Below are 26,492 nucleotides of genomic sequence, written 5' to 3' on the forward strand. Positions count from 1 at the left end.
TGGGATGATAGCCGCCCGCGATATTTTTGCGCGCAACTCCCTCAGTGATGATTATCCCGCCATTTGCTTTTCTTTCAGCTCAGCGAGTGTTTTACAATCAATACATAGCTCGGCGGTTGGACGCGCTTCTAAGCGACGAACGCCAATCTCGATGCCACATGAGTCGCAAAAGCCAAAATCATCGTCTTCGATACGCTGGAGTGTCTTATCAATTTTCTTGATCAGCTTACGCTCACGATCTCGGTTACGTAACTCTAGGTTAAATTCCTCTTCCTGCGCCGCACGATCGACAGGATCGGGGAAATTTGCCGCCTCATCTTTCATATGATTCATGGTGCGGTCGACTTCTTCCCTGAGCTGATTACGCCATGCATTGAGGATTTTACGGAAATGCTCGAGCTGTGGCTCGCCCATATATTCCTCTCCAGGTTTCTCCTGGTATGGCTCTAATCCAGCTAAGGCCAGGATGCCCAGCGATTTCTTTTCTTTGCTTTCTGGCATTCAGCTTCTCCTAAAAAACCTTGACATGACACGTGTCTGTCAAATGAGGGCGCTATCTATAGCAGAAAGCCTTTAGGGTGGCAATCTTTGATTTATGCCCCGCAACGCCCAATGTGAACATGCTTACACTTTTGTTGTGTGAGCAACAAAAGGTACGGAATTAACCAGATTTAGCTCACTCGCTGACACCTGAGCTTGATAGCAAATGACTTCAACCCCCGAGGCCAGCGCATAATTAAGCAGCTGGTTATAATCCGGGTCGATATGGGGGGCACCTGTGACTTTTTCAATCCCCGAATGCAAAACAACAAACAATAAAACCGCGCGGTGTCCTTGTTCGACCATCGCAATCAGCTCACGGAGGTGTTTTTGTCCTCGCGTCGAGACAGCATCAGGGAATGCGCCCCAACCATCACCCTCTAATAAAGTGACACTCTTTACTTCTATATAGCAGTCGGGTTTGTCATCGTCACGTAACAGCAAATCAATACGGCTATTTTCACTGCCATAGCGTACTTCTGTCTGTAATTGTGCATAACCGGCTAGTTCAGGAATACGGTCAGCTTGCACCGCTTCAACGGCCAAGGTATTGGCACGCGTGGTGTTCACGCAAATCCAATCTCCCTGCTGAGTATGATTGAGCTCCCAACTGTGTGGATACTTACGCTTCGGATTATTTGACGTCGAGTACCACACAGTATCTCCGGGCGTTGCACACCCGGTCATTGCGCCAGTATTGGCACAATGGATGGTCAGGCGCTCGCCATTGTCTAAGGTCACATCGGTCAAAAACCGTTTATAACGACGTACTAAGGTTGCCGACGCTAGTGGTGGGGAAAACTGCATCTTCCGTTCCTGCTGATGATTAACAAAGGCTGAATTGATGCAGGCATTGGTATAACGCCCGCCCCTCATTGTCTCGCGGTATCGATTCATCCGACGCGGAGGAAGACGAAGCATATAAGCCAAAGCGTTGACAGGCAAATGTCTGTGTTGGCAAAGGTGGCAGGTGTAAGGCTTGTTGATGCTTAACGCCACGACGCAAGGTAATATGCGGAGTAAACGCATGACTGTCCGCGTTAGCGTGCCAAACAGGTAAGGTTTGTAAGTGATGGGCTAGATCAAACAATTCCGGCGGGGGTTGGTTGAACGTCACACACGCAATTTTCGGCTGCTCCCATACTTCAACACCTGAGGTAGTGAGAGAAAACGCAGGCAGAGCCAGGTTACTTGCCGCGGTTTGGAGCGCAGGGAGCTTGGTATCAGGGACCTCCCCCAAAAACGCCAAGGTGAGATGTAAGTTCTGTTCGGGCACCGCGCGCCCCTCACCACAAAGATGACGGTTGTAGCGAACAAGTTGCTCCCGAGCGGTTTGATTGGTTTTCTCGTCCAAACCTAATGCGAAAAATAGTCGCATGGGCTCTCCTTTTACACTCAGTCCGTTAAAATAGCGGCTTTGATTCTGACACAAAGGGCAAATTCTTGTCTCAGCTTCCGATTGATACCGTGATTCCTGACCTTATCGCCGGGCTATCAACGCATCCACAGATCATCGTCTCCGCGCCACCGGGTGCCGGGAAATCAACACGCTTGCCACTCGCGCTGCTTGAGCAGACAACGCGAGAGGGAAAAATCGTGTTGCTGGAGCCGCGTCGGCTTGCGGCGCGCAATATTGCCCGCTTCCTCGCCCATCATTTGAATGAGCCTATCGGCCAAACGGTAGGGTTAAGAATGCGTGGCGAGACAAAAGTCAGTGCTAACACACGATTAGAAGTCGTGACCGAGGGGGTGATGACCCGCTTACTGCAAACTGATCCCATGCTCGACGGTGTGAGCCTGATTTTATTCGACGAGTTTCACGAACGCAGTCTACATGCTGATCTTGCCCTCGCATTAAGCTTAGATTGCCAAGCAGGGTTACGTGACGATCTGCGCTTGGTCGTCATGTCCGCCACCCTAGATAATCAAGCCTTATGTCAGTATTTGCCCAACGCACTCACACTCGCCACTGAGGGGCGCAGTTTCCCGATTCATTATCAGTATCAGCCGCTTTCACGGCACACACCGTGGGCAAGTGCTGTTGCCAGTGCGAGCTTGGATTTTATGGCTCAGCACAGCGGCTCGGCACTGCTTTTTCTTCCCGGTATGGGCGCAATTCGACAGGTTCATGAGGCCATTAAAGGGCGCCTTGCTAATGACATGGATCTCCACTTACTCCACGGCAGCCTTGATATTTCAGCCCAGCAAGCGGCTATTTATCCCGCACCGGCTGGCATGCGCAAGTTAGTACTCACCACCAACATTGCTGAGACCAGCTTAACCATTGAAGGGATCCAGCTGGTGATTGATGCGGGGCTTGAGCGCATGATCATGCATCAAGCGCAAACGGGCCTTGATAAGCTGGTGACAAGACAAGTCACGCGCAGTGCTGCGATCCAACGAGCGGGCCGCGCAGGTCGCCTCGCACATGGACACTGCTTACGGCTTTATAGTGAAGAGCAATTTCAGCGCTTACCAGTTGCACCGACTGCGCCTATTTTGCGTGAAGATTTAACCGATCTTGCCCTCAATGTGATCCAGTGGGGCTGCGACGTCAAAGATTTACATTGGCTTGACGTACCGCCCACCAAACATTGGCAAGCCGCCTGTCTAAGACTGACACAATTAGGGCTGATTGATGCACGCCACGGATTAACCACCTTGGGGCAACGCGCAAGCCACTTGGCAGCCAGCCCTCGTACTGCCGCCATGTTGGCACGCGTTGAAAAAGCCGATACCTCGACGCTATCCACCGCGTGCTGGCTGGCGGCGTGGGCCGAAAAACCCATGACCTCGGGGGCCTCACTGGCACTTATCGACCAATTGCGCGTAGCGATGTCCTACAAAGACTATCAGCACCGCGCACAGTCACTAGCCCGTAGTGTTGGCATTGCCTTGCAACCTCAGTTCGATGATACCCTGCTGCCGCTACTGGCCGCTAACATTTGGCCAGATAGAATCGCACTGGCACGCGGAAAATCGGGCCGCTTTATGATGGCCAATGGCCACGGCGTCATCTTGGACAGCCAAGACCCACTCAGCCGCGCCGACGCCATCGTCATCTGTGATGTAATGGCCGGTGATCAGGGGGACAGTCGGGCCTATAGTGCGATTGCTATCTCACTGACTGCGCTTCAAGATGCGCGTCCCGATTTATTTAGCCATCGCGATGTGGTCGCATGGGATGATAAACGTGGCACGCTGAAAGCAGAAAAGCAGCAATGTTTGGGCGAATTAGTCCTCGCTTGCGAACCGCTCGACACGCTGAGTGCCGAGCAGCAAACACAAGGGCTATTGGATGCCGTTCGCCAAAAAGGCATTGATGCATTGAATTGGCAGAGCCCCAGCCAGTCCTTGCTAACGCGTGCACGCTGCGCCCAAGCATGGGGATTGGATATTGCGCTGCCGTCACTCAGCGATGCAGACTTACTCGCTTCGCTCGATACCTGGCTGGCCCCTTTTATTCATGACATGTCACGCTGGCAAGCGCTCCAGCAATTGGATCTCAAACCCGTGTTGGAAGCCTGGTTCGGCTTTGCGGTGACCAAGCAATTAAATGCGGCACTGCCCACACATATAACAGTGCCAACCGGGTCGCGTTATCCACTGCGTTATACCCCGGACAGTGCACCGGTACTGGCCGTGAAAATGCAAGAAATGTATGGACAGGCACAAACTCCAATGCTCGCCAACGGCCACGTTGCCGTGCAAGTTGAGCTGCTCTCTCCCGCCGGACGTCCATTACAAATTACCCAAGATCTCGCCGGCTTTTGGCAAGGGAGTTATAAAGAGGTGCAAAAGGAAATGAAAGGGCGCTACCCTAAGCACCTTTGGCCGGATGATCCGGCTAACCATGCGCCAACGCGTCAAACCAAACGCCATTTTAACCAGAGTTAATCGATTGTATGGCCGATAAAAAAACACGTTCACACGCGAGCAATAAAAAACGTTCATCACCGAAGCGTCAGCCGAACAAAGCCGCCGCCAAACCGAGCTGGAGCAAACGCTTGTTAAGCCTCGGATTGAAGTGCAGCCTGGTGGGAATCGCCGCCGTTGTCATGCTCGGTATTTATCTGGATGGTAAGATACAAGACCGTTTTAGTAGCGGCCAAATTTGGCAGCTTCCGGGCGTGGTATATGGCCGAGTGATTAACCTCTCACCAGGTAGCGATGTATCACTCCTTCAACTGCGTCAGCAATTGGATGCGCTGAATTACCAAAAAGTACGCACGCCGAAGCGTCCTGGTGAGTATTCGGCCTCACAAACACGGCTTGAAATCATTCGTCGTCCGTTTGATTTTGAAGATGGCCCGGCGCCCGCACGACATGCGATGCTGAGCTTTGGCGATAATCAAGTCAACCAGATTACTGACGTTAGCGCCAACCAATCGCTAGGGCTTTTACGCATCGAGCCGAAATTACTGGGCATGATGGAGTCTGGCATCAATGAGCAACGCCTATTTTTACCCCGAGAGCGTTTCCCAGAGTTTTTAGTCGAGGCGTTACTCACCACAGAAGATCGAGATTTTTATCACCATGAAGGCGTTTCACCCACGGGGATCTTACGCGCACTCGTGGCTAACATTCGCGCCGGTCGTACCGTACAAGGCGGCTCTACCTTAACGCAACAGCTGGCTAAAAACCTCTTTCTCACCCGCGATCGCACCTTGTGGCGAAAAGCGCAAGAAGCCTACATGGCATTGATCCTCGATTTTCGCTACAGCAAGGATAAACTGTTAGAAGCCTACTTTAACGAAGTCTATCTGGGACAAAATCGCGGCGAACCCGTACATGGTTTTCCGTTAGGCGCGCGACTCTATTTTGGACGTCCGATTAGCGAGTTACGGGTAGACCAACTGGCGCTGCTCGTGGGGATGGTAAAAGGGCCTTCCTACTACAACCCGTTCCGCCACCCTGAACGCGCGAAAAGTCGTCGCGATCTGGTGCTACGACTGATGCTAGAGCAAAATCGACTGTCAAGCACCGATTACCAAGCGGCAGCCAGCCGTCCGCTTGATATTCAAAAAACGCCTACCCTATCGCGTCCTCAACCGGCTTACTTTGATCAACTCAAAGAAGAAATCCGTCACAAAGTCGGTGATAAATATGCCGCTGGCGCTGGGTTACGTATTTTCACCACCCTTGATCCTGTGTCACAGCAAGCGATTGAGCGTGCGGTGACCGAAAAGGTGAAGGCGCTTAAACATCGCGCAGGAAATCAACTAGAAGCCGCCGCCGTGATCGCAGACAGACGAAGTGGCGAGGTCCGTGCCATGGTGGGTGGCGCTCGCCCGGGCTTTGCAGGCTTTAACCGTGCCTTAAATGCGAAACGTGCTATCGGTTCACTCGCCAAACCTGCGGTTTATTTGACTGCATTAAATCAGCCTGAACGCTTTCAGCTCACCAGTAAGATTGACGATAAGCCCATTCGTTTAGAAGGCAGTCAAGGGAGTAGTTGGCAACCTCGCAACTATGATCGCCAATACCGCGGCACCGTGTCATTACTGACCGCCTTGGCAAAATCCTATAACGTGCCAACGGTCAACCTCGGCATGCAACTGGGGTTAGAAAGTGTGGTTAACACCTTTGGTCAATTAGGGGCAAAAACTGACACCATTCCACGCGTTCCCTCTCTGCTTCTGGGGGCATTTAGCATGAGTCCATTTGAGGTCACTCAAGTCTACCAAACACTGGGCAATGCAGGGCAAAGGGCCCCATTAACGGCTCTGAGGGCCGTTACTACCAAAGAAGGTCAAGGATTGTATCAAAACTGGCCCAAAGCGGAACGTGTTGTGCCTGAGCAAGCCGGTTGGCTGACCTTGTATGCGATGAAGCAAGTGGTGAAACAGGGAACAGGGCGTTTCTTGCAGCAACGTCATCGCCATGCAGCACTCGCAGGCAAAACGGGGACAACAGATGATAACCGTGATAGCTGGTTCGTCGGTATCGACGACAAAGAAGTTACCACGGTGTGGTTGGGCCGCGATGATAATCAATCGACAGGGCTCACCGGGGCCTCTGGTGCTTTACGTGTTTATGATGATTATTTAAACCGTCGAGGCGCGACACCCTTGGCACTCCCTTGGCCTGCCGACATCACCACCGTGGCGGTCAGCCAACAAGGTAGCCAATACGCGCTAAATTGTCGCGGTGAGACGTCGCTCCCCGTATGGGACATAAATGGCCAGTTTGCCAAGCGATGTCGCCAGCCGGATCCCGTCGGTTGGCTTAAAGGTTTATTTAATTGACACCTTGTCCACTCGATACGCGTTTGTATACCAAACAGCGAGCAAAAAAACGCCCCAGCCATACTGACTGGGGCGGTGTGGTATTTAGCTACGCAAGCCGGTACCTTTAGAAATCAAGCGCCAAGCCAGCGCGTATAAGCCGATAATAAACAGTAACAGCACCCCAAATGATGTCATGATCCCCACATCGGATACCCCTAAAAAGCCATAGCGAAACGCGTTAACCATATACACGATAGGGTTCAGCTTAGACACCCCTTGCCAAAACTCAGGCAACAGCGACAGCGAATAAAACACGCCACCGAGATACGTTAGCGGGGTCAGTATAAAGGTCGGGATCAGGCTGATATCGTCAAACGTTTTGGCAAAAATGGCGTTAATCAGGCCTCCTAACGCAAACACGGCAGAGGTCAGCGTCACCGTGGTGACCACGATAAATGGATGCGCGATTTGCAAATCCACGAAGAACAAGGACGTCATTGTCACTAAAGCCCCCACCGCTAAGCCACGGCACATGCCTCCACCAATATAACCGGCAATAATCACATAGTTAGGGATAGGCGCGACTAACAGCTCCTCGATATTATGCTGAAACTTGGCACTAAAAAAGGAAGACGCCACATTGGAGTAGGAGTTAGTAATCACTGACATCATGATTAAGCCAGGAACGATATACTCCATGTAACTGAAACCTTCCATCTGGCCGATACGCGACCCAATCAAATTACCGAAAATGACAAAGTACAAGCTCATGGTAATCGCGGGCGGGACCAAGGTTTGCACCCAGATCCGAGTAAAACGCGCCACTTCTTTATAAATGAGGGTACGAAATGCAATCCAATACAAGGCATTCATGCGTGCTCCTCCCCATTTTTCTGAATTAAGGTGACAAACAACTCTTCTAAACGGTTGGCCTTATTACGCATGGATAATACTTGCACTCCCTGTTGTGACAACTGCTCAAAGACCGGGGTTAATCCCATTGACTTGCTGACTTCCACCTCCAAGGTATTGGTGTCAGTGGTCTGCCAGTTCACGCCCTCAAGCGCATTGAGCTGATGCCCAGGTTGGAGGTCGAGAATAAAGGTCTCAGCATCTAACTTCGATAACAGCGCCTTCATCGAGGTATCTTCGACCAGCTGCCCCCGATTGATAATGCCAATATTACGGCACAGGGTTTCGGCTTCTTCCAGATAATGGGTGGTGAGAATAATAGTGATCCCTTGACGATTAATCTGGCTTAAAAAGTCCCACATAGAACGGCGCAGCTCAATATCGACGCCTGCGGTTGGCTCGTCCAGGATCAGCAAACGCGGCTCGTGCATCAAGGCACGGGCTATCATCAACCGCCGTTTCATTCCACCCGATAAATTACGCGCGGGCTCATGGCGCTTGTCCCACAAATCCAGTTGTGAGAGATATTTCTTCGCACGCTCTTTAGCTTGCGCTCGCGGCACCCCATAGTAGCCAGCTTGGTTCACCACAATTTGCTGCACTTTCTCAAACTGATTAAAGTTGAACTCTTGTGGCACCAGACCAATTTGCTTTTTCGCCTCCACCTTTTGGGTGTCCAAGTCATAGCCAAAAATACTGACCTGCCCTTGGGTTTTATTGACCAGCGAACTCAGTATGCCAATAGTAGTGGATTTCCCCGCGCCATTTGGCCCTAGCAGCGCATAAAAATCGCCCTCCTCGACCGAGAGCGACACGCCTTTCAATGCCTTCACATTGGACCCGTACGTTTTGACGAGATCCTTGATTTCAATTGCTTTCATAAGCTCCCGTTAAGATAAAATCAGCATCATGCTGTCTGACGCATCAATGTTGCTATGGTAACCGGTATTGGTCTGAGAAACACCGCCACAAAAAAAGGGTTAATCGCACCGAGGGCGGCGATTAACCACGATCCATGCTGTCGCGACTTTGCCTTTTGGAAATAAATGCGCGTTGAGAATAAATACGCTTTGGCAGTCAATACGCTTACGCAGGCATGACTTCGACTAATCGATTGGCCGCTTCGAGTGCAGGCTTACGCGAAGTGAAGATGTGCGCGTCACGCACCCAATCGCCAATATGCAGGCGCTGAAGTTGCTCTCGCGTTTCATCATGCGGGCAAAGTAAAAATACCGTGCAATTCGCTTCACGCGCATCTTTGATTGCGTTTTCCAATGCCAGCCCTACCGTCATGTCCAGCATAGGCACATCACTTAAGTCGAGGATCATCACCCGAAACTCACGGATATGAGCGTGCTGACGGGCAATGGCCTTTGAGACACTGAAAATCATCGGGCCAGACAAGTAGAAAAAGAGTACGTGACCATTACTGGCATCTAAAAGCGCACGCTCTTCATCATTTAACGGCACTTCATCGTCTTCCGCATCACTGATGGCCCGTACCTGTTTTGCCTGCTCGCGACTTAATCGCTCGATCACCAGTAAGTTAGCAATAAAGACACCCAGGCCCACCGCGACAATCAGATCAACAAATACAGTCAACGCCATCACACCGTACATGATACCGGTTTGCTGCAAGCTGATTTTGTGCGCGCGATGTAGAAAGCTCCAATCGAGAATATTAAAACCGACATAAAGCGCAATACCGGCAAGCACAGCCATTGGGATCGGCGCAGTTAATGCCCCCGCCACTAACACGACTGCGGCTAAAATAGCGGCACGGAATATCCCCGATAACGGTGAACGCGCCCCGACTTGTACATTGACCACAGTGCCCATGGTAGCACCGGCCCCCGGCAGTGCGCCAAACAGGCCTGCAATCATATTGGCGACGCCCTGGCCGCGCAATTCACGGTCGGAATTATGTTCTTGGCGAGTCAGCGAGTCGGCAATCACTGCGGTCAGTAAGGTGTCTATGCATCCTAACGTCCCCAGCACCAGGGCATCAATGACCATGGTGGTAAAATGCTCTGCGGTGATATGAGGCACTACTAGCGAGGGTAAACCGGTCGGGATCTCACCAATACGGCGGATGCTCTCGGCATCAAAAAGCAGTACCGACACCAAGGTAATACTGACTAAGGCGACAAGTTGAGCCGGGATAAAACGACGATATTTGGCCGGAAAGTAAAACAAAATACCCAAGGTGAGCACACCAAGAAAAACTTCTTTAATATCGGCATTGATCACTAAATCCGGTATCGCTGTCAGGGTGCCTAAGACGCCGCCGGACGGTGCCGCTTGCCCTAATAATGGTGCGAGTTGGAGCAAAATCAAGATCACGCCAATCCCCGACATAAAACCGGACACCACGCTATACGGCATCAAGGTTACGTATTTGCCCAGCCGCAAACTGCCAATCAGCACTTGAAACGCGCCCGCCATCATCACCACAGTAAAGCCCATGGCAAGGCCACCTTCGGGGTAACGCGACATCATGGCGGTGAGTACCGCGGTCATAATGACTGTCATCGGCCCCGTAGGCTCTGATATCAGCGTCGAAGAGCCACCAAATAGCGACGCGAACAGCCCCACCAAAATCGCTCCCCATAACCCGGCCTCAGCGCCAGCACCGGAGGCAACACCAAAGGCGAGCGCCAGTGGTAATGAGATAATCGCGGTGGTCACCCCGCCGAATAAATCCCCCTTTAATGACAACTGCGCAAATCGTCCTTTATCAAACACGCACTACCTCGACTGCCGTTAAGATTATGATAGAGCGAACAGTATACGAATTTTCTCGTATTAACCTATCCGAGCAGTGGTTGAAAGCGTCACAGCGTGATCCGCTGGACGCGACCGATGTAAAAAAATGTGAATATTGATCTCAGTATATTTCACACCTCAAGAGTGCGGTATAGTGACGATTGATAACTTTGCCAACAGACTGAGTGAGCATGGCCCAGATAAAAGCGTTATTTGCCAACAATAAAGCCTGGTCAAAAGACATTCGTGATACGGATCCCCAGTTTTTTGCCGACCTAGCGAAAGAGCAGCATCCGGAATATTTGTGGATTGGTTGTGCCGATAGCCGTGTGCCTGCTGAGCGACTAACAGGATTAGACTCTGGCGAGCTGTTTGTGCATCGCAATGTCGCCAACCAAGTGATCCACACGGATTTAAACTGCTTGTCGGTAGTGCAATATGCCGTTGATGTGCTGCAAATCAAGCATATTATTGTCTGTGGTCATTACGGATGTGGCGGGGTGCATGCCGCGATTGAAAATCCCGAGCTGGGTCTTATCAATAATTGGCTATTACATATTCGCGACCTTTACCTTAAGCATAAAAGCTATCTGAGCCAATTGCCGCCCCAAGCGCGTGGTAATCGTTTATGTGAAATCAATGTCGCTGAGCAGGTTTATCATTTAGGCAACTCCACCATTTTACGCGCCGCCTGGGAACGAGGCCAAGATGTCAATATCCATGGCTGGTTTTACGACACTACTGACGGGATCTTACGCGATCTCGGTATGACAGCGAACAGCCGTGAATCGTTAGAGATACACTATCAAGCGGCGATGAGCCATTTGGTCCCCGGCGCGGCCACACATCCTCTCTATGAAAATTGACACAATGCTGACGCTATAATGCTTGTGCGCGGTGGTGAATCGTCGTACAACACGACCATGACTCCGATCACACCTTCATCCCACGCTACGCATCGCTCTCTGCTCCTCTTGTGGCTGATGGCGAGCCTGATGCTGTTTGCAGTGATCGCTAATGCCGTGGCGAAATCTCATGTTTCACCGTGGCAGCCAAATCAGCAAATTCATACGCTACAACACACACCGGCCCTACTGTCGACCGCAAGAGCCAGCGTTGCACTGCCAGCCCCTTTATTGGATGACGATCCCCAACCGCCACATTTAGCCACCCTTTTTCCTCCCACGCACGTTAGCCTTGCTTGGCACCTCATCGCCTTTTTGTGCGTGCTTGGGGTGTATCTCTCCCGCCAATATCTTGCATTTTCGTTCCCCCGCCTCGGAGGCTGGCGAGAACACAATCTGCAATATCGCTTTATTCATTCGCGTTAATCGTTCGCTTTCCTGAAGGCCTGTGCGCCTTAATCCCCCAGTAGCGACATCGAGTTCACACTCGATGTGAGGTTTGCTGTGCACGATGCACAGCCAAGGAGAAAAAATGAATAAAGCAACTCCCGTTAATCGGTATGCGTTGTGGCACTATGCTGTATTGGTGCTGATGCTAATCGTACTCACCATGCAGGCATTACCGAGCTTTTTTGGCGATCATCCTGTAGTGAGCGTGTCTCATCACTCTCACCACGCGCTGCAAGGCTGGCTAAACGCCCATCCAGAGGCCGTCAGTGAGGTACGTTATGACTCGCAAGGGAATGTCACCTTAATCACGCCCGATATTAGCCAGCAACAGAACGTACAACAGCAATTAAAAGGCGCCCTAGGTGCCGATGCGGAGATCACTCTCGATTATTTATCCGCAGCGCCCGCGTGGCTATCACGCCTAGGCGCCGAGCCGGTTAAGCTAGGGCTAGATCTGCGCGGTGGCGTCCAATTATTACTGTGGGTCGACACCGACCAAGCACTGACCCATCAAGCAGACGCCTTGCTCCAAAGCCTCAATCTTTGGTTAGACAGTCAGCGCTTGCCGCCGACCGCGAGCCTCAACCAGCAGGATAAAACCACGGTGCAATTGCCGATGTTAAATGCCGCTGATCGTACCAAAGTGAGCGGTTGGTTTACTGAGCATTATCCGCAATGGCGCTTTAGCAGTGCCACCCATCGCTGGCAAATGACAGATACCGAGCGTGAGGCCATGCGTCATCAAGCCGTACGTCAGAATATTGATATTCTGCGCAAGCGTATCGACGCATTAGGCGTGGCCGAAGCCAGTGTGCAGCGTCAAGGCAAAGACTATATTCGTATCGAACTACCTGGCGTGCATGATCCTAAGCAAGCCAAAAGCGTGATTGGTGCCACCGCCTCACTCGCATTCTATGCTCTCGATCCTACCAGCCCCAAACCACTCTACGATGCGCAGCGCAATGCCGTCCCGCTCGCGCGCCATGCCATTTTAGGCGGTGAACATATTATTGATGCGCGCACCAGTGTCGATGAGATGCGCCGTCCTCAAGTCGACATTCGCCTGGATAAACAAGGTGGCGAGACCATGCTTGCGTTTACTCGTCGGCACTTGGGCGATCCAATGGCGACCGTTTATCGCGAGTACCAAGCCAATGCGCAGGGCGATCTGGTGGCTCACGAGCGCGTGATCAACGTAGCGACCATCCAAAGTGCGCTCAGTGATCGCTTTCGGATCACGGGGCTATCGAGCCCAGAAGAAGCGCGTAACCTCTCGATGCTATTGCGTGCCGGCGCATTAACCGCCCCCATTAAAATCGTCGAAGAGCGCGCCATTGGTCCCACCTTAGGTGCTGAGAATATTAAAGCAGGCTTTTCCGCACTGGCTGTCGGCATGATCGGCATGGCTATCTTTATGGTGCTTTGGTATCGCCGTTTTGGCTGGGTGGCGATTGTGTCGCTTACTGCCAACCTCATGATGCAAGTCGGCCTTCTCGCGCTACTGCCCGGTGCTGTGCTGACGTTGCCAGGCATCGCGGGCCTTGTACTCACGGTAGGCATGGCGGTCGATACCAATGTGCTTATCTTTGAGCGTATTCGCGATCGCTTGCGAGCGGGCGCAAGCCTAGCCAATGCCATTGATACCGGCTATCGCGCGGCGTTTAGCACGATTTTTGACGCCAATATCACCACCTTGATTTCTGCGGCCTGTTTGTACGCCGTCGGCTCTGGCCCCTTACAAGGGTTTGCCACCACTCTGATTCTGGGACTGTGCGCCAGCATGATAACCGGCATTGTTGGCACCCGAGCCATCATCAATCCGATTTGGGGGCGTGATCGCCGCCGCGCGGTGACCATTTAAGGAATGAATACCATGAACTTAACCCAAGCCCGCTATACCAGCTTCGCTCTCTCCGCGCTGCTAATGACCATGAGCATCTGGGCGATTACTCATTATGGCCTGAACCTAGGCATCGACTTTACCGGCGGTATCGTGATTGACTTCGCGCTACCAAGCTTGGCTGGCAGTGATACGCTGATCCCAGCCCTGCACAGTCAGTTTGGCGATCTGGCCACGCTCAAGGCAAGTACCACACAGGGACAGTGGCAGTTAGTGTTGCCCCACACCTCTCAATGGCAAGATCCTCAGCAGGTGATGGTACAAATCAGTACTGCGTTATCGATGCCAGTGAGTTTGATTCAAGCTGACGTAGTCGGCCCTCAGGTCGGTCAGGTCCTGTTTGAACAAGGTGGCTTAGCCCTACTGGTTGCCTCGTTGGCGATCATGCTTTATTTGGCGATTCGCTTTGAGTGGCGACTCGCCCTAGCAGCCATAGGCGCGCTGGTACACGATGTCACCCTCACCTTGGGGCTACTCGCCATTCTCGCCGTGCCCATGGATCTCAATGTGATTGCCGGGTTGCTAGCTGTAATCGGTTACTCGCTCAATGACTCGATTGTGATCGGCGACCGGCTGCGCGATGTCCTAAGAGCCAAACCGAACCAATGTGTTTATATCAGCACCAATATTGCGGTCTGCGAGACCTTCTCGCGTACCTTGATCACTGCCGGGACGACGCTGTTTACCATCGGATGCTTGTTGATACTGGGTGGCGATGCGCTGTATGGCTTTGCCCTAACGCTGTTTGTGGGGGTGCTCACTGGAACTTGGTCATCGGTCGCCGTCGCATCTTGCCTACAAGAAATACTGGGGCTATCGGCTTCGCATTATCAGCGTGCGCCAGAGCATGAGGGGACGTGCTAACCCACCGAACCCGCTATGTTTCCTACAAAAGTCGCTACAAAAAGTGCCTACAAAAAAACCGAGCAAGCGCTCGGTTTTTTCATTTATCGTAATAACCACCGGCCACTCTGTGATGACAGGCGTTACGCGTCGCTGCGGAGATTAATCCAATGGGATCACTTTACCGATATACGGCAAATGGCGATATTTCTGAGCGTAATCAATCCCAACCCCGACAACAAATTCATCCGGGATGGTAAAGCCAAGCCAATCGACTGTCACATTCACTTCGCGGCGCTCGGGTTTATCGAGCAGGGTACAAATACGTACCGAGTTTGGCTCACGCAGCGATAAGATTTCGCAGACTTTACTGAGCGTGTTGCCGGTATCAATGATGTCTTCAACCAAAAGAATGTCCTTTCCTTTGATGTCGTCATCCAAATCTTTAAGAATGCGCACGTCACGCGTGCTTTCCATGCTATTGCCATAGCTTGATGCGGTCATAAAGTCGACCGAATGTGGCAAGTCAATCGCGCGACATAAATCAGCCATAAAGACGAACGAGCCGCGCAGCAACCCGACCAAAACAAGGTCGTTTGAGTCTTTATAATGCTCATTGATCTCGGCGCCCAGGGCTTTTACTCGCGCCTGTACGTCCTGTTCTGAAATCATCACTTCAACGGTGTGTTTCATATCTGCCCCGATGGTTTGTCCCCACGATCGCGGGGGTCACTAACAAAGGTGGCATAGTCTAGCACTAAATCGATTGCGGATCCCAGTCACGCCGGTTGTCAGCCATTTGCACCCGCACACTAGTTAACTATCACACTGATTGATAAGAAAAAATAATCCATGCCTGTCTTTTTAATAATGAATGACTTTTTTTGCAGACAAAATTACCGTTTTACGGCCCAGATCAGCTTTACGCCCGTTGTCAGACGATAAATAGCTGGTATAAACTCAATATCGCTAATAAGAAAATTGTTAGCACAAACAATAATTAATTTGTACAAACCAAAAATAAGTTGGCAGGTTTTAGGATGGCTCAATCAAATGAAAGAACAAGGACGCGACTGTCGCCGGAAAGACGTAAAGAGCAGTTATTAACTTGTGGTTTAGATGTTTTTGCGAAACGCGGTATTGGCCGCGCTGGGCACGCGGATATCGCAGACATGGCGGACGTTTCCGTCGCGACCGTCTTTAACTACTTTCCCACGCGCGAAGACCTTGTGGAAGAAATCCTTGCACAAACCGAAAAGCACTTTATTGCGTTGATTAATGAGTGTACCGAGCAAGATCAATCGATGCGCGGCGCATTAAACTGTATCACATCACAGATAATTGATACCGCACTCGCCGATAAAGCGTGGATGAAAGTCTGGTTTGAGTGGAGTACGTCGATTCGCGAGGATATTTGGCCACGTTTTGTCAAAGGCAGTCGAGATGCGGTTGATCAGTTCGAGAACGTATTTAAACGTGGCATCGAAAAAGGCGAAATGACAGATCGCCATCAACCCAGAGAGCTCGCCAGCATGCTAGCAGGGGTCTGCTATGTGCTATTTTTACAAGCCCACCAACAGCCCGATAAAGCGGCGCTTAATGCCATGGCCCAGCATTACATTGATGTATTATGCCAGCATGGCTAAACGCCATGGCACGATAGAAAGCCAACGTCACGTTGGCTTTTTAATGCGTCATCCATGCGCGTTAGGGATCGATAAAGCTCGGCCCATCATTGAACAAAACGGGCTCATGAGAACGAATATTTAAACGCACTTTTTCTCCGACCGACAGCGGCTCTCGGGCGTGAACCGACAACTTCTGCCCATGAATATCAATGGTGTAGCGGCTGCTATCTCCCATAAACTGCTGTGACAAGACCTGTCCCTCGCCCTGCTCGTCTGCCCGAATACTTAAAAATTGTGGCCGGAGTAACCACCAATGCGGGCCGGGATGACAATGTACAGGACGCGGCCAAGGGCCAAGTGGCGTCTGCATTTGCTCTTGCTCAGACACGGTCACAGGAACATAAGACCCTTGACCAAGAAAGTCTGCCACAAAGCGGCTTGCAGGCTGATAATAGACCTCTGTGGTATCACCGAACTGTTCAATAAGACCTTGATTCATTACGGCCAATTTATCGGCAAAGGCAAAGGCTTCTTCGCGACTGTGGGTCACCAAAATCGCTGTCACACCCTGTGATTTAAAAATACGCCGGATCTCTTCAATCAAGTCGTGGCGTACCTGGGTGTCAATGTTAGAAAAAGGCTCATCCAGTAATAACAGATCGGGTTCATAGGCAAGCGCACGGGCAATCGCTACCCGTTGCTGTTGACCACCGGATAATTGATGCGGATAACGATCCCCAAGGTCAGTTAAATGGACCAATTTAAGCATGTCAGCCACTTTGCCCGCTCGCGCTTGAGCGGCCAACTGTGAAAGTCCAAACCCGATATTCTCTGCAACGGTTAGGTGCGGAAAAAGCGCATAATCTTGAAAGATCATACCGATATTACGCTGCTCAGGTGGCACAGAGTGATGCTCATTATCCATGACTTTACAGCCAATCGATAGCGTCCCTGCCGATAGCGGCATTAAACCTGCCATTGCTTTTAACAAGGTGGTTTTTCCGCAGCCACTGGCACCGAGTAGGCAAACAATCTCTCCAGGTGCCACTTGCAGCGATAAATCTTTTAAGACAGGCGTGCCGTTATAGCTGCAGGTCAGGTTTTTAATCGACAAGGCGCACTTCATTGATATTTCTGCTCCAATGACCGGTTAATCAAGATAAGCGGAATTAAGCCAACCACTACCAGTAAAATTGCCGGTAATGCGGCGTACTCTAAGTGTTCATCAGAGGTAAAGTTGTACACATAGGTGGCCAGTGTTTCAAAGTTAAATGGACGCAGTAAAATAGCCGCATTAAGCTCTTTCATCGACTCAATAAACACCAGCAACATCGCAATAAGCGTACCACGACGAATTAAAGGCAGGTGCACGCGGCGAATGACCCCTGTGGTTGTGCAGCCCATGGTTCGCGCCGCCATATCGAGCGAAGGGGGGATTTTGGCCATGCTTGATTCGATACTACCAATGGCAACGGCACTGAAGCGCACTACAAATGCTGCCAGCAAAGCGACCATGGTCCCTGACAGTACCAGCCCTGGCCGGCCCCATCCATAGGCGGTGGCAACATCATTAATGACATGATCACCGCGCGTAAGCACCAGCATTACCCCGATAGCGAGCACGGTGCCGGGTACCGCATAGCCCATAGATGCCAGACGCATTGGCGCAACACTAATACCATCACCACGTAAGCGACGATAGACATTCACCGTCCACGCAATAGCCACCGCGATAACAGCCGCCAACGTCGAGGTATAAAAGCTGTTATAGCTAAACGCGGCGAAATCACTGATGGCATTTTTTTCATAGTAGTGCCATGCGTACATCACCAACTGTAAAAGCGGTAAGATAAAAGCCAATGATAATAGGCTCCAGCACCAGACTACTACGCCTACTTTACGCCAGCCTCGCAAAGGCGTTTTCTCGATTGCGTCACTGCTTGAGCTTGGACTAAATTGGGCTTGTTTACGTCGTCCATAACGCTCGGCACTGATTAAAAGAAAAATCGCCACCAGCATTATCGCGGATATTTTAGCTGCTGCCGTTAAGCTTGAATAACTCAACCAAGTATCATAGACCGCCGTGGTCAGTGTGCTAACGGCAAAATAATTGACCGTACCAAAGTCGCCCAACGCCTCCATCGCCACCAGCGACGCGCCAACGGCAATGGCGGGCCGGGCTAGCGGCAAAGAAATTCGGCGAAAACTCTGAAGTGGCGAGCAACCCAACAGGCGGGCAGAATGGGTCAAGGTCACACTTTGCTCCATAAAAGCAGCGCGTGTTAATAAGTAAATATAAGGGTACAGCACCAGCGCTAAGACAAAGCAAGCCCCCGTTAGCGTGCGCATATCGGGGAACCAATAATCGGTCACGCTTTGCCATTCAAAGGCATACCGTAAAGCGCGCTGCAACGGCCCAGCATAATCAAACCAGTCCGTATAGATATAACCGATAATATACCCGGGCATCGCCAGCGGTAGGACCATCGCCCATTGCAATTGTCGGCTGCCAGGTACCTGATACATCGCCAGCATCCACGCTGTCGGGACACCCAGTATCATCGCAATCGCGACCACACCAACCACTAACAGACTGGTATTTAGGGTATAGGTAGGGAGCACGGTCTGGAACAGGTGAGGAAAAATATCACCTGTATCACCAACCGCGGTGTAAAAGATCGCTAAGATCGGCAAAACCAGCAACAGGGCTAGGCCCCAGCTGCTGGTTTTTATAATGGGTAATCTATCTCGCATGGCCTACTACATTAAGGCGTCAGAGAAAGACAACAGGGGCGGTCGTCGCCCCTATGCGATGGTTTACAGGTCGAACTGAACTTCATCCAACAGCTTCACTGATTGGGCATAGTTATCAGCAATCGCCTCTAACGGCATTGGGTCGTGCTTATAATCCCCCCAAGATGCCACTAGCTCAGACTTCTCGACACCCGCTTTCACCGGCTCTTCGAAGTTAACCTCAGCATACATATGCTGCGCTTTGTCTGACGTTAAAAATTCCATAAGTTTAAGCGCGTTTTCTTGGTTCGGTGCGTACTTCGCCATCGCCATACCACTCACATTGACATGTGTCCCATGAGTATTCTGGCCCGGATAATTTAGATAAACCGCTTCCGCCCACGCTGTTTGCTCTTCATCGTTTAGCATCTTACCTAGGTAATAGCTATTCCCTAGCGACACATCACAGAGCCCTTCTTTAATCGCTTTTACTTGCGCGCGATCGTTACCTTGTGGTTTACGCGCGAGGTTGTCTTTAACCCCTTCTAGCCATTCTTTGGCTTTCGCTTCACCATGGTTTTCAATGATAGCGGACACAAGAGAGACATTATAAGGGTGTTTGCCTGAACGGGTACAAATCTTGCCTTTCCATTCGGGTTTTGCCAAGTCAAGATAGTCAAAATCGTCACCTAATTCGCCAACTCGCTCCCGAGAAGAGTATACCGCACGTGCACGCGTTGTCAGCGCTACCCACTTATCTTCACTATCACGAAACTGTTCAGGCACATTGCTATCAATCACATCGCTTTGAACCGCTTGCACCACATCTTGGTTTAACAGCTCTTTAAGGCGTGAAATATCAACCGTAAGAAGGACATCTGCTGGGCTATATTCGCCTTCCTGCTTGACCTTTTCTGCCATGCCTTTTTTAGCAAACTTAACGTTTACCTTGATGCCAGTCTCTTCAGTAAACGCATCAAACATGGGTTCAATCAAAAACGGTTGGCGATACGAGTAGACATTCACTTCTTCAGCCGCGAACGCAGTACTTGTTCCTAGCAGGCTAGCCGTCACAGCCGAGGCAATCAGCAGTTTTTTCATCGTAACAGTCCTTAAATATGATGATAAATGATAACGAATCTCACTTTCGTTAGTATACAGAGAATGACTGAATGCTCAATATCGATAGGATCAAAAAAAAACGAAACCCTACTGTAAAAATGTAAGGTTTCGTTTCAGAGTTTAACGATGTCTTATACGCGTGGCTATTTTACGCTGACAAATTCGGGATACGCATCAATACCGCAATCGTGTAAATCCATACCCGACATCTCTTCTTCTTCGGTCACGCGAATACCCATGGTTTTCTTCAATATCCACCAAACCACGCAGCTTGCACCGAATACCCAGGCAAAAATAACGGCCGCTCCCAGAAGCTGGGCACCAAAGGTCGCTGCTGTGTTACTTAAAGGCACAACCATGAGGCCAAAGAAACCACACACACCGTGGACGGAAATCGCACCGACAGGATCGTCAATTTTTATCTTGTCGAGACCGATAATACTGAACACGACGATAGCCCCAGATACCACACCAATGATCAGTGCCGCCACTGGTGAGGGTGACAGCGGATCGGCGGTAATTGCCACCAAGCCAGCCAACGCGCCATTTAAGACCATGGTCAAATCCGCTTTCCCCCATAGGGTTTTGCATACCAGTAAGGCTGCAATAGCACCGGCCGCCGCCGCCGCATTCGTGTTGAGGAAGATTTGTCCCACCGCTGTCGCATTCTCAAAATCTGAGACCATCAACTGCGAGCCGCCATTGAAACCAAACCAGCCGAACCAAAGGATAAACGTCCCCAAGGTCGCTAACGGCAAGTTAGAGCCAGGAATCGGGTTGATTTTACCGTTTTTGCTGTACTTGCCTTTACGCGCACCTAACAAGAGCACACCGGCTAATGCCGCGGAAGCACCGGCCATGTGAACAATTCCTGAGCCGGCAAAGTCACTGAAACCGGCCTCAGATAGGAAGCCGCCGCCCCAAGTCCAATATCCTTCAACTGGATAGATCACCGCCGTCAAGATGACAGAGAAAACCAGGAACGCCCACAGCTTCATTCGTTCCGCGACGGCACCAGACACTACTGACATAGCGGTAGCAACAAACACGACTTGGAAGAAGAAGTCTGATTCCAATGAATGATCAGCCTCTGCGCCCTGTGTGCCAATCAAGGTGCCAAATGAAGGCATAAAACCCCCACCCGCATTGTCGACATACATGATGTTGTAACCGACCAGTAAATACATGGTGCACGCGATGGCATATAAGCAGATATTTTTGGTCAGGATCTCCGTGGTATTTTTAGATCGCACCAAGCCGGCTTCTAACATCGCAAAGCCCGCGGCCATCCACATCACCAACGCGCCGGATAAAAGAAAGAAAAAGGTGTCGAGCGCGTAGCGCAATTCTGTCACCGTATTAACCAGTTCCATTGTCTATACTCCCTGTATTAAATTGCTTCCAAATCCATTTCACCGGTACGAATACGCACCGCCTGCTGAAGATCGAAGACAAAGATTTTGCCATCGCCAATTTTTCCGGTCTGTGCAGCATTAGAAATCGCTTCAACGACAGAATCCACATTCTCGCTCTGTACCGCGATTTCAAGTTTCACTTTGGGTAAAAAATCGACTTGGTATTCGGCGCCACGATATAATTCTGTGTGCCCTTTTTGGCGGCCAAAGCCTTTGACTTCCGAGACCGTCATGCCATCAATACCGGCATCCGCCAACGCTTCACGAACGTCATCAAGCTTAAATGGCTTGATAATGGCGCTAATCAGTTTCATATCCTTCTCCTGAGTCCTTGTGTTTGCTTCACACTGTAGGTATCAAGAGCCGTGCCAATATTTGATGGCTTTAAAATCATGCATTTAGAAAACAAGAAGGGGTAATTCGAGGAGTTTGCACTATAAAAGTGCGAGGTATTCACCAAGACAGCGCATCGGCAATGTGTTATCGCTCAACTGCACCATCAGCGATCATCGAAAAAACGCGGGCCGATTCCCCGCTCCGCGTTTATCTCGAGTTATCGTCGACCATAACGGATAATAAAGTCGCGATAGGCCGATAACATTTCCATAAAGTCATCATAGCCACACGCGGCACAGCTTTCTTGATCATAAAACGTCAATGCCTGCGCACTGAGGGTTGCTTGCGCCTCATCCGATGGTGTTTGTAGCATGGCATTCGCCATCACCACCACTTCATCTTTATTGGCTGTTAAGGTAAAAGTATGCCCGCGCCATTGCTGTTCGTTTTCCAGCTGAGCGAGGGCCTCGACATATTGCTCAACGTGGCTAAGCTCAGTGCCTACTTCATCGAACAACCAGCGGCCAATCGCTTCATGGCCCATTGAGAACACAATGCGATAACTGTCATCAAAACTATTGCGAGAAAATTCGTAATCCACATCCACCTCCAATCTTCGCGCGGCATTGTCCGGCTTTTGCCACGAATTGCCAAGCCCAAGCTGTTATCAAGGTAGCACTTCGCTCATACTGTTTACTTCAGTTCGACTTAATGGACGACCGTCATATCGCCAAGGACAAGCCATGCATATTGTGATCGCACCGGACTCATTCAAAGAAAGCCTCAGCGCCCCACAAGTCGCTAACGCTATTCAAACAGGCATGGCAGCCGCACTGCCTAATGCCACGTTTTCACTGTTGCCCATGGCAGATGGTGGTGAGGGATTTGCACAAAGTATGCTCGAACGACTGGGTGGAGAACGTTTTCACTGTGACGTCACGGGGCCAGATTTTCGCCCGGTGACGGCCAGTTTTGTGATTAATCGTGAGCAACGACTGGCCGTGTTGGATGTCGCCAGTGCCTCAGGTTTACCATTAATGCCAAGCACCGCAAAAAATCCGCTCCATACCACCAGCTTAGGCACCGGTGAACTGATCCGTGCAGCGCTTGATCATGACATCGATGAAATCATTATTGGTTTAGGTGGCAGTGCCACCAATGACGCGGGCGCCGGGATCCTGACCGCCTTAGGCGCGCGCCTGCTTGACGGTGCAGGCAAACCAATTATTCCGACTGGACACGGATTAGGTGCATTGATGACACTGGATCTCAGCACGCTTGATTCACGCCTGCGCGCTGTCACACTCATCGCGGCCTGTGATGTCGATAACCCGCTATGTGGACCCGATGGCGCTGCTACCGTATTTGGTCCGCAAAAAGGCGCCACGGTCAGCCACATTCGCAGTTTAGAGCAACACCTTCACCGTTTTGCCCGTATTTGTCACTATCAACTTGGCCATGCCATTGCGCACTTTCCAGGCGCAGGCGCAGCAGGCGGAATCGGTGCCGCTTTAGGCGGTTTACTCAATGCCCAGCTCGCACCCGGGGTGGAGTTGCTACTAACACGGACCCACGCGTATTCGACCCTGGCACAAGCAGATTGGATTATTACCGGTGAGGGACGGGTCGATGGTCAAACTCAGCACGGAAAAGTCCCCATGGCGCTCGCCCGGATTGGCCAATCACATCACATTCCCGTGGTGGCGATCGCCGGCAGTGTCGGTGACAACTGTGATACGCTTTATCAACACGGCGTCAAAGCGATTTTCCCCATTCAGCCAGGGCCCTGCTCATTGTCTGAGGCGCTGGTCAACACGGCAAGCAACGTCACGCGCACGGCTGAGAATATTGCGCGATTAATGGATAACCCGATTAATTAATCAACCATAACACGAAGCCAGTTGGCGCTCTCTCACTCGGTCACGCACACGAAAAAAAGCGCCTCCCATAAAGATGGAAGGCGCTTTTCTTGGCGCCATGCCGAACGCTATCGGCCATCAGCGCGTCCTACACGGCGGTTTTAACAATCACATCATTGGCGATGTTGGTGTAGGCATCCATTTGATGGAAGTTAAGATAACGATAAGTATCACTTGCCGTCGCATTGATTTGCTCAGCGTACTCTAGATATTCCTTTTGAGTCGGGATCCGGCCGAGAATCGCACCGACTGCCGACAGCTCAGCCGACGCCAGATACACATTCGCGCCCGTACCGAGACGGTTTGGGAAATTACGTGTCGAGGTCGACAACACAGTCGATTTTTCCGCCACACGCGCTTGGTTACCCATGCACAAGGAACATCCCGGCGTTTCGATCCGTACCCCAGCACGACCGTAGATACCGTAATAACCTTCAGCGGTCAGCTGATCTCTATCCATCTTCGTCGGTGGTGCCACCCACATCCGAGTCGATAAGCTGCCACCGAATTTATCCAGCAATTTACCGGCTGCTCGGAAGTGACCAATGTTGGTCATACAGCTTCCGATAAAGACTTCATCGACTCTGTCGCCTGCCACGTCCGACAAGGTACGCGCATCATCCGGATCGTTCGGCGCACACAAGATAGGCTCTTTGATCTCAGCCAGATCGATTTCAAGTACGTGGGCATACTCGGCATCTTTGTCCGCTTCCATCAAACTTGGGCTGTCTAGCCATTGCTGCATCGCTTGAATACGGCGCTCAATGGTACGGCGGTCGCCATAACCTTCGGCAATCATCCACTTCAACATCACAATGTTTGACTCAAGGTATTCGGCCACTGAGTCTTGTGACAGCTTCACGGTACAACCCGCCGCAGAGCGCTCTGCGGATGCATCTGATAGCTCAAACGCCTGTTCAACCGTGAGGTGCTCAACCCCTTCGATTTCGAGAACACGACCGGAAAATTCGTTGATTTTTCCTGATTTCTCAACCGTTAACAGACCTTGTTTGATGCCGAAATACGGAATGGCATGGACTAAGTCACGCAAGGTAACACCGGGCTGCATTTCGCCTTTAAAGCGCACCAAGACCGACTCAGGCATATCCAGCGGCATCACCCCGGTTGCGGCAGCAAAGGCCACCAGACCCGAGCCGGCAGGGAAAGAAATCCCCAGCGGGAAACGCGTATGTGAGTCGCCACCGGTACCCACAGTATCAGGCAGCAGCATACGATTGAGCCAAGAGTGAATCACCCCATCACCTGGACGCAGTGCCACGCCACCACGATTCATGATGAAATCGGGCAAGGTATGGTGTGTTTCCACGTCAACCGGCTTTGGATATGCTGACGTATGACAGAAAGACTGCATGGTCAAATCGGCGGTAAAACCAAGACACGCCAAGTCTTTAAGCTCATCACGGGTCATGGGTCCGGTGGTGTCTTGTGACCCTACCGTGGTCATCTTAGGCTCACAATAGGTATTCGGACGCACACCTTCGACGCCACAGGCTTTACCGACCATTTTTTGTGCCAGCGTAAAGCCTTTGGTGGATTCAGCCACTGGACGGGGACGGCGGAAGACGTCAGATGGCTCAAGGCCGAGACATTCACGGGCTCGATCGGTCAAGCCGCGACCGATAATCAATGGGATGCGGCCACCGGCACGTACTTCATCATACAAAATGTCGGTTTTGAGCTGGAAGGTCGACAACACGTCATCGGTGCCATGCTTGCACACTTTACCGTCAGCGGGGTACAGGTCAATCACATCGCCCATATTGAGCGAAGTCACATCAAGTTCAATCGGCAGAGCGCCCGCATCTTCCATGGTATTAAAGAAAATAGGCGCGATTTTGCCACCTAAACAAAAACCACCTGAGCGCTTGTTAGGGACGTTAGGAATATCCTGCCCCATAAACCACAACACCGAGTTAGTTGCCGACTTACGAGACGAGCCAGTACCGACCACATCACCGACATAAACCAGTGGGTGGCCTTTTTCTTCCAGCGCCTTCATTTGCTCAATGGGGCCAATGTCACCGGGTTTATCCGGCTGAATACCCTCGCGCTCGTTTTTCAGCATCGCAAGAGCATGTAAGGGAATATCTGGACGTGACCAAGCATCTGGCGCGGGAGACAAGTCATCGGTGTTGGTTTCACCCGATACTTTGAACACTGTCAGTGTCACTTTTTCAGGAATCTGCGGTTTTTCCAGGTACCAATCTGCGTTGGCCCAAGATTCCATCACTTGTTTAGCGTAAGCATTCCCTGCTTTCATTTTGTCTTCCACGTCATAGAAAGCATCAAACATGAGCAGGGTATGTGACAGGGCTTTGGCTGCAATTGGCGCCAGTTTTTCATCCTCTAACAACGCGATCAGAGGCTGGATGTTATAACCGCCTTGCATGGTACCGAGTAGCTCTGTGGCGCGCTCAGGGCTGATTAACGGCGATTGCGCCTCACCATTTGCCAACGCAGCTAAAAAGCCTGCTTTTACATAGGCGGCTTCATCCACGCCGGGTGGAATTCGGTTTTCCAGCAAATAAACAAGGGTTTCTTCTTCGCCAGCGGGCGGGTTTTTCAACAGTTCTATCAGACTGGCGGTTTGCTCAGCGTTCAGCGGTTTAGGCACAATACCCTGAGCGGCACGTTCTTCGACGTGTTTACGGTAGGCTTCAAGCACGACTATTTCCTCTTTTCTCGGTCAGATCGTATGATCCAACATCCTTGGAAAGTGTTAGTACTCGTATCACGCTTATCCGGCGAAGTTTATTAAAATTTTCCAGCAAG

Annotated in this window: 22 protein-coding genes; 8 read left to right on the top strand and 14 right to left on the bottom strand. The window is 51.1% G+C overall.

The genetic code is table 11. The features are described from left to right. Positions 1–51: 51 nt before the first annotated feature. The 3 genes from dksA to thpR all read right to left on the bottom strand — a co-directional run bounded on the left by dksA (position 52) and on the right by thpR (position 1,918). Entirely contained in the window at positions 52–501 is a 450-nt protein-coding gene (gene dksA, locus BZG75_RS03535) for an RNA polymerase-binding protein DksA (protein WP_021024195.1), read from the bottom strand. Positions 502–624: 123 nt separating this feature from the next. Beyond that, the gene (gene sfsA, locus BZG75_RS03540; protein ID WP_077576186.1) at positions 625–1,347 is read right to left on the bottom strand and encodes a DNA/RNA nuclease SfsA; all 723 of its coding nucleotides are present in this window, start codon (positions 1,345–1,347) and stop codon (positions 625–627) included. Positions 1,348–1,366: 19 nt separating this feature from the next. Then, positions 1,367–1,918 carry an RNA 2',3'-cyclic phosphodiesterase gene (gene thpR / locus BZG75_RS03545; RefSeq protein WP_077459831.1) on the bottom strand — a complete coding sequence of 184 codons (552 nt, stop codon included), beginning with the start codon at positions 1,916–1,918 and terminating at the stop codon, positions 1,367–1,369. A gap of 65 nt (positions 1,919–1,983) precedes the next feature. On the opposite strand from thpR, the gene hrpB reads away from it, so the two are divergent. Further along, positions 1,984–4,437 carry an ATP-dependent helicase HrpB gene (hrpB, locus tag BZG75_RS03550; RefSeq protein WP_077576188.1) on the top strand — a complete coding sequence of 818 codons (2,454 nt, stop codon included), beginning with the start codon at positions 1,984–1,986 and terminating at the stop codon, positions 4,435–4,437. Positions 4,438–4,445: 8 nt separating this feature from the next. Beyond that, positions 4,446–6,788, top strand: a complete 2,343-nt coding sequence (gene mrcB, locus BZG75_RS03555; protein ID WP_077459833.1) for a penicillin-binding protein 1B — start codon at positions 4,446–4,448, stop codon at positions 6,786–6,788. An 84-nt stretch (positions 6,789–6,872) separates the two neighbouring features. Here mrcB and BZG75_RS03560 read toward each other — a convergent pair whose 3' ends face one another. The 3 genes from BZG75_RS03560 to BZG75_RS03570 form a co-directional block, all read right to left on the bottom strand. Further along, positions 6,873–7,643 (bottom strand): ABC transporter permease, encoded by a 771-nt coding sequence (locus tag BZG75_RS03560; RefSeq protein WP_077459834.1) that lies wholly within the window; start codon positions 7,641–7,643, stop codon positions 6,873–6,875. After that, positions 7,640–8,563 (bottom strand): ABC transporter ATP-binding protein, encoded by a 924-nt coding sequence (locus tag BZG75_RS03565; RefSeq protein WP_021024189.1) that lies wholly within the window; start codon positions 8,561–8,563, stop codon positions 7,640–7,642. The genes BZG75_RS03560 and BZG75_RS03565 overlap by 4 nt, the downstream gene beginning before the upstream one ends. A 205-nt stretch (positions 8,564–8,768) precedes the next feature. Then, positions 8,769–10,427, bottom strand: a complete 1,659-nt coding sequence (locus BZG75_RS03570) for a SulP family inorganic anion transporter (protein ID WP_021024188.1) — start codon at positions 10,425–10,427, stop codon at positions 8,769–8,771. A 212-nt stretch (positions 10,428–10,639) separates the two neighbouring features. Between BZG75_RS03570 and can the strand changes: the two genes are divergently transcribed. From can to secF, 4 genes are all read left to right on the top strand, one after another. Then, a complete protein-coding gene (gene can, locus BZG75_RS03575) occupies positions 10,640–11,314 on the top strand; it encodes a carbonate dehydratase (RefSeq protein ID WP_077459835.1) in 675 nt (224 codons plus the stop codon). Positions 11,315–11,443: 129 nt separating this feature from the next. Then, positions 11,444–11,779 (top strand): hypothetical protein, encoded by a 336-nt coding sequence (locus BZG75_RS15275; protein WP_131825130.1) that lies wholly within the window; start codon positions 11,444–11,446, stop codon positions 11,777–11,779. 106 nt (positions 11,780–11,885) lie between these two features. After that, positions 11,886–13,664: a protein translocase subunit SecD gene (gene secD, locus BZG75_RS03580; protein WP_108742877.1), complete on the top strand. Its 1,779-nt coding sequence runs from the start codon at positions 11,886–11,888 to the stop codon at positions 13,662–13,664. 12 nt (positions 13,665–13,676) lie between these two features. Next, the gene (secF, locus tag BZG75_RS03585) at positions 13,677–14,567 is read left to right on the top strand and encodes a protein translocase subunit SecF (RefSeq protein ID WP_158009956.1); all 891 of its coding nucleotides are present in this window, start codon (positions 13,677–13,679) and stop codon (positions 14,565–14,567) included. A 141-nt stretch (positions 14,568–14,708) separates the two neighbouring features. Here secF and hpt read toward each other — a convergent pair whose 3' ends face one another. Then, positions 14,709–15,239: a hypoxanthine phosphoribosyltransferase gene (gene hpt / locus BZG75_RS03590; protein ID WP_021024183.1), complete on the bottom strand. Its 531-nt coding sequence runs from the start codon at positions 15,237–15,239 to the stop codon at positions 14,709–14,711. A 347-nt stretch (positions 15,240–15,586) separates the two neighbouring features. Between hpt and BZG75_RS03595 the strand changes: the two genes are divergently transcribed. Further along, positions 15,587–16,192, top strand: coding sequence for a TetR/AcrR family transcriptional regulator (locus BZG75_RS03595; RefSeq protein ID WP_077459838.1), 606 nt, complete (start codon positions 15,587–15,589; stop codon positions 16,190–16,192). 61 nt (positions 16,193–16,253) lie between these two features. Here the strand turns inward: BZG75_RS03595 and BZG75_RS03600 are convergent, their stop codons facing one another. The 6 genes from BZG75_RS03600 to BZG75_RS03625 form a co-directional block, all read right to left on the bottom strand. Then, complete coding sequence (locus BZG75_RS03600; protein ID WP_077576189.1) at positions 16,254–17,300, bottom strand: ABC transporter ATP-binding protein; 1,047 nt, start codon at positions 17,298–17,300, stop codon at positions 16,254–16,256. Then, positions 17,297–18,928 (bottom strand): ABC transporter permease, encoded by a 1,632-nt coding sequence (locus BZG75_RS03605; protein WP_077459840.1) that lies wholly within the window; start codon positions 18,926–18,928, stop codon positions 17,297–17,299. Before BZG75_RS03605 ends, BZG75_RS03600 begins: the two co-directional genes overlap by 4 nt. 63 nt (positions 18,929–18,991) lie before the next feature. Beyond that, positions 18,992–20,008: a Fe(3+) ABC transporter substrate-binding protein gene (locus BZG75_RS03610; RefSeq protein WP_021024179.1), complete on the bottom strand. Its 1,017-nt coding sequence runs from the start codon at positions 20,006–20,008 to the stop codon at positions 18,992–18,994. 164 nt (positions 20,009–20,172) lie between these two features. Beyond that, complete coding sequence (locus tag BZG75_RS03615) at positions 20,173–21,402, bottom strand: ammonium transporter (RefSeq protein WP_077459842.1); 1,230 nt, start codon at positions 21,400–21,402, stop codon at positions 20,173–20,175. Between the two features lie 17 nt (positions 21,403–21,419). Beyond that, positions 21,420–21,758 (bottom strand): P-II family nitrogen regulator, encoded by a 339-nt coding sequence (locus tag BZG75_RS03620; protein WP_025673127.1) that lies wholly within the window; start codon positions 21,756–21,758, stop codon positions 21,420–21,422. Positions 21,759–21,997: 239 nt separating this feature from the next. Then, positions 21,998–22,381, bottom strand: coding sequence for a YacL family protein (locus BZG75_RS03625; protein WP_158009957.1), 384 nt, complete (start codon positions 22,379–22,381; stop codon positions 21,998–22,000). A 142-nt stretch (positions 22,382–22,523) separates the two neighbouring features. Between BZG75_RS03625 and BZG75_RS03630 the strand changes: the two genes are divergently transcribed. Continuing rightward, positions 22,524–23,660 (top strand): glycerate kinase, encoded by a 1,137-nt coding sequence (locus tag BZG75_RS03630; protein ID WP_077576190.1) that lies wholly within the window; start codon positions 22,524–22,526, stop codon positions 23,658–23,660. 127 nt (positions 23,661–23,787) lie between these two features. Here BZG75_RS03630 and acnB read toward each other — a convergent pair whose 3' ends face one another. Beyond that, positions 23,788–26,385, bottom strand: coding sequence for a bifunctional aconitate hydratase 2/2-methylisocitrate dehydratase (gene acnB / locus BZG75_RS03635; protein WP_077459845.1), 2,598 nt, complete (start codon positions 26,383–26,385; stop codon positions 23,788–23,790). Positions 26,386–26,492 lie beyond the last annotated feature (107 nt).

Origin of the sequence: Salinivibrio sp. AR640 (assembly GCF_001995405.1) — a bacterium.
Classification (GTDB): Bacteria; Pseudomonadota; Gammaproteobacteria; order Enterobacterales; family Vibrionaceae; genus Salinivibrio; species Salinivibrio costicola.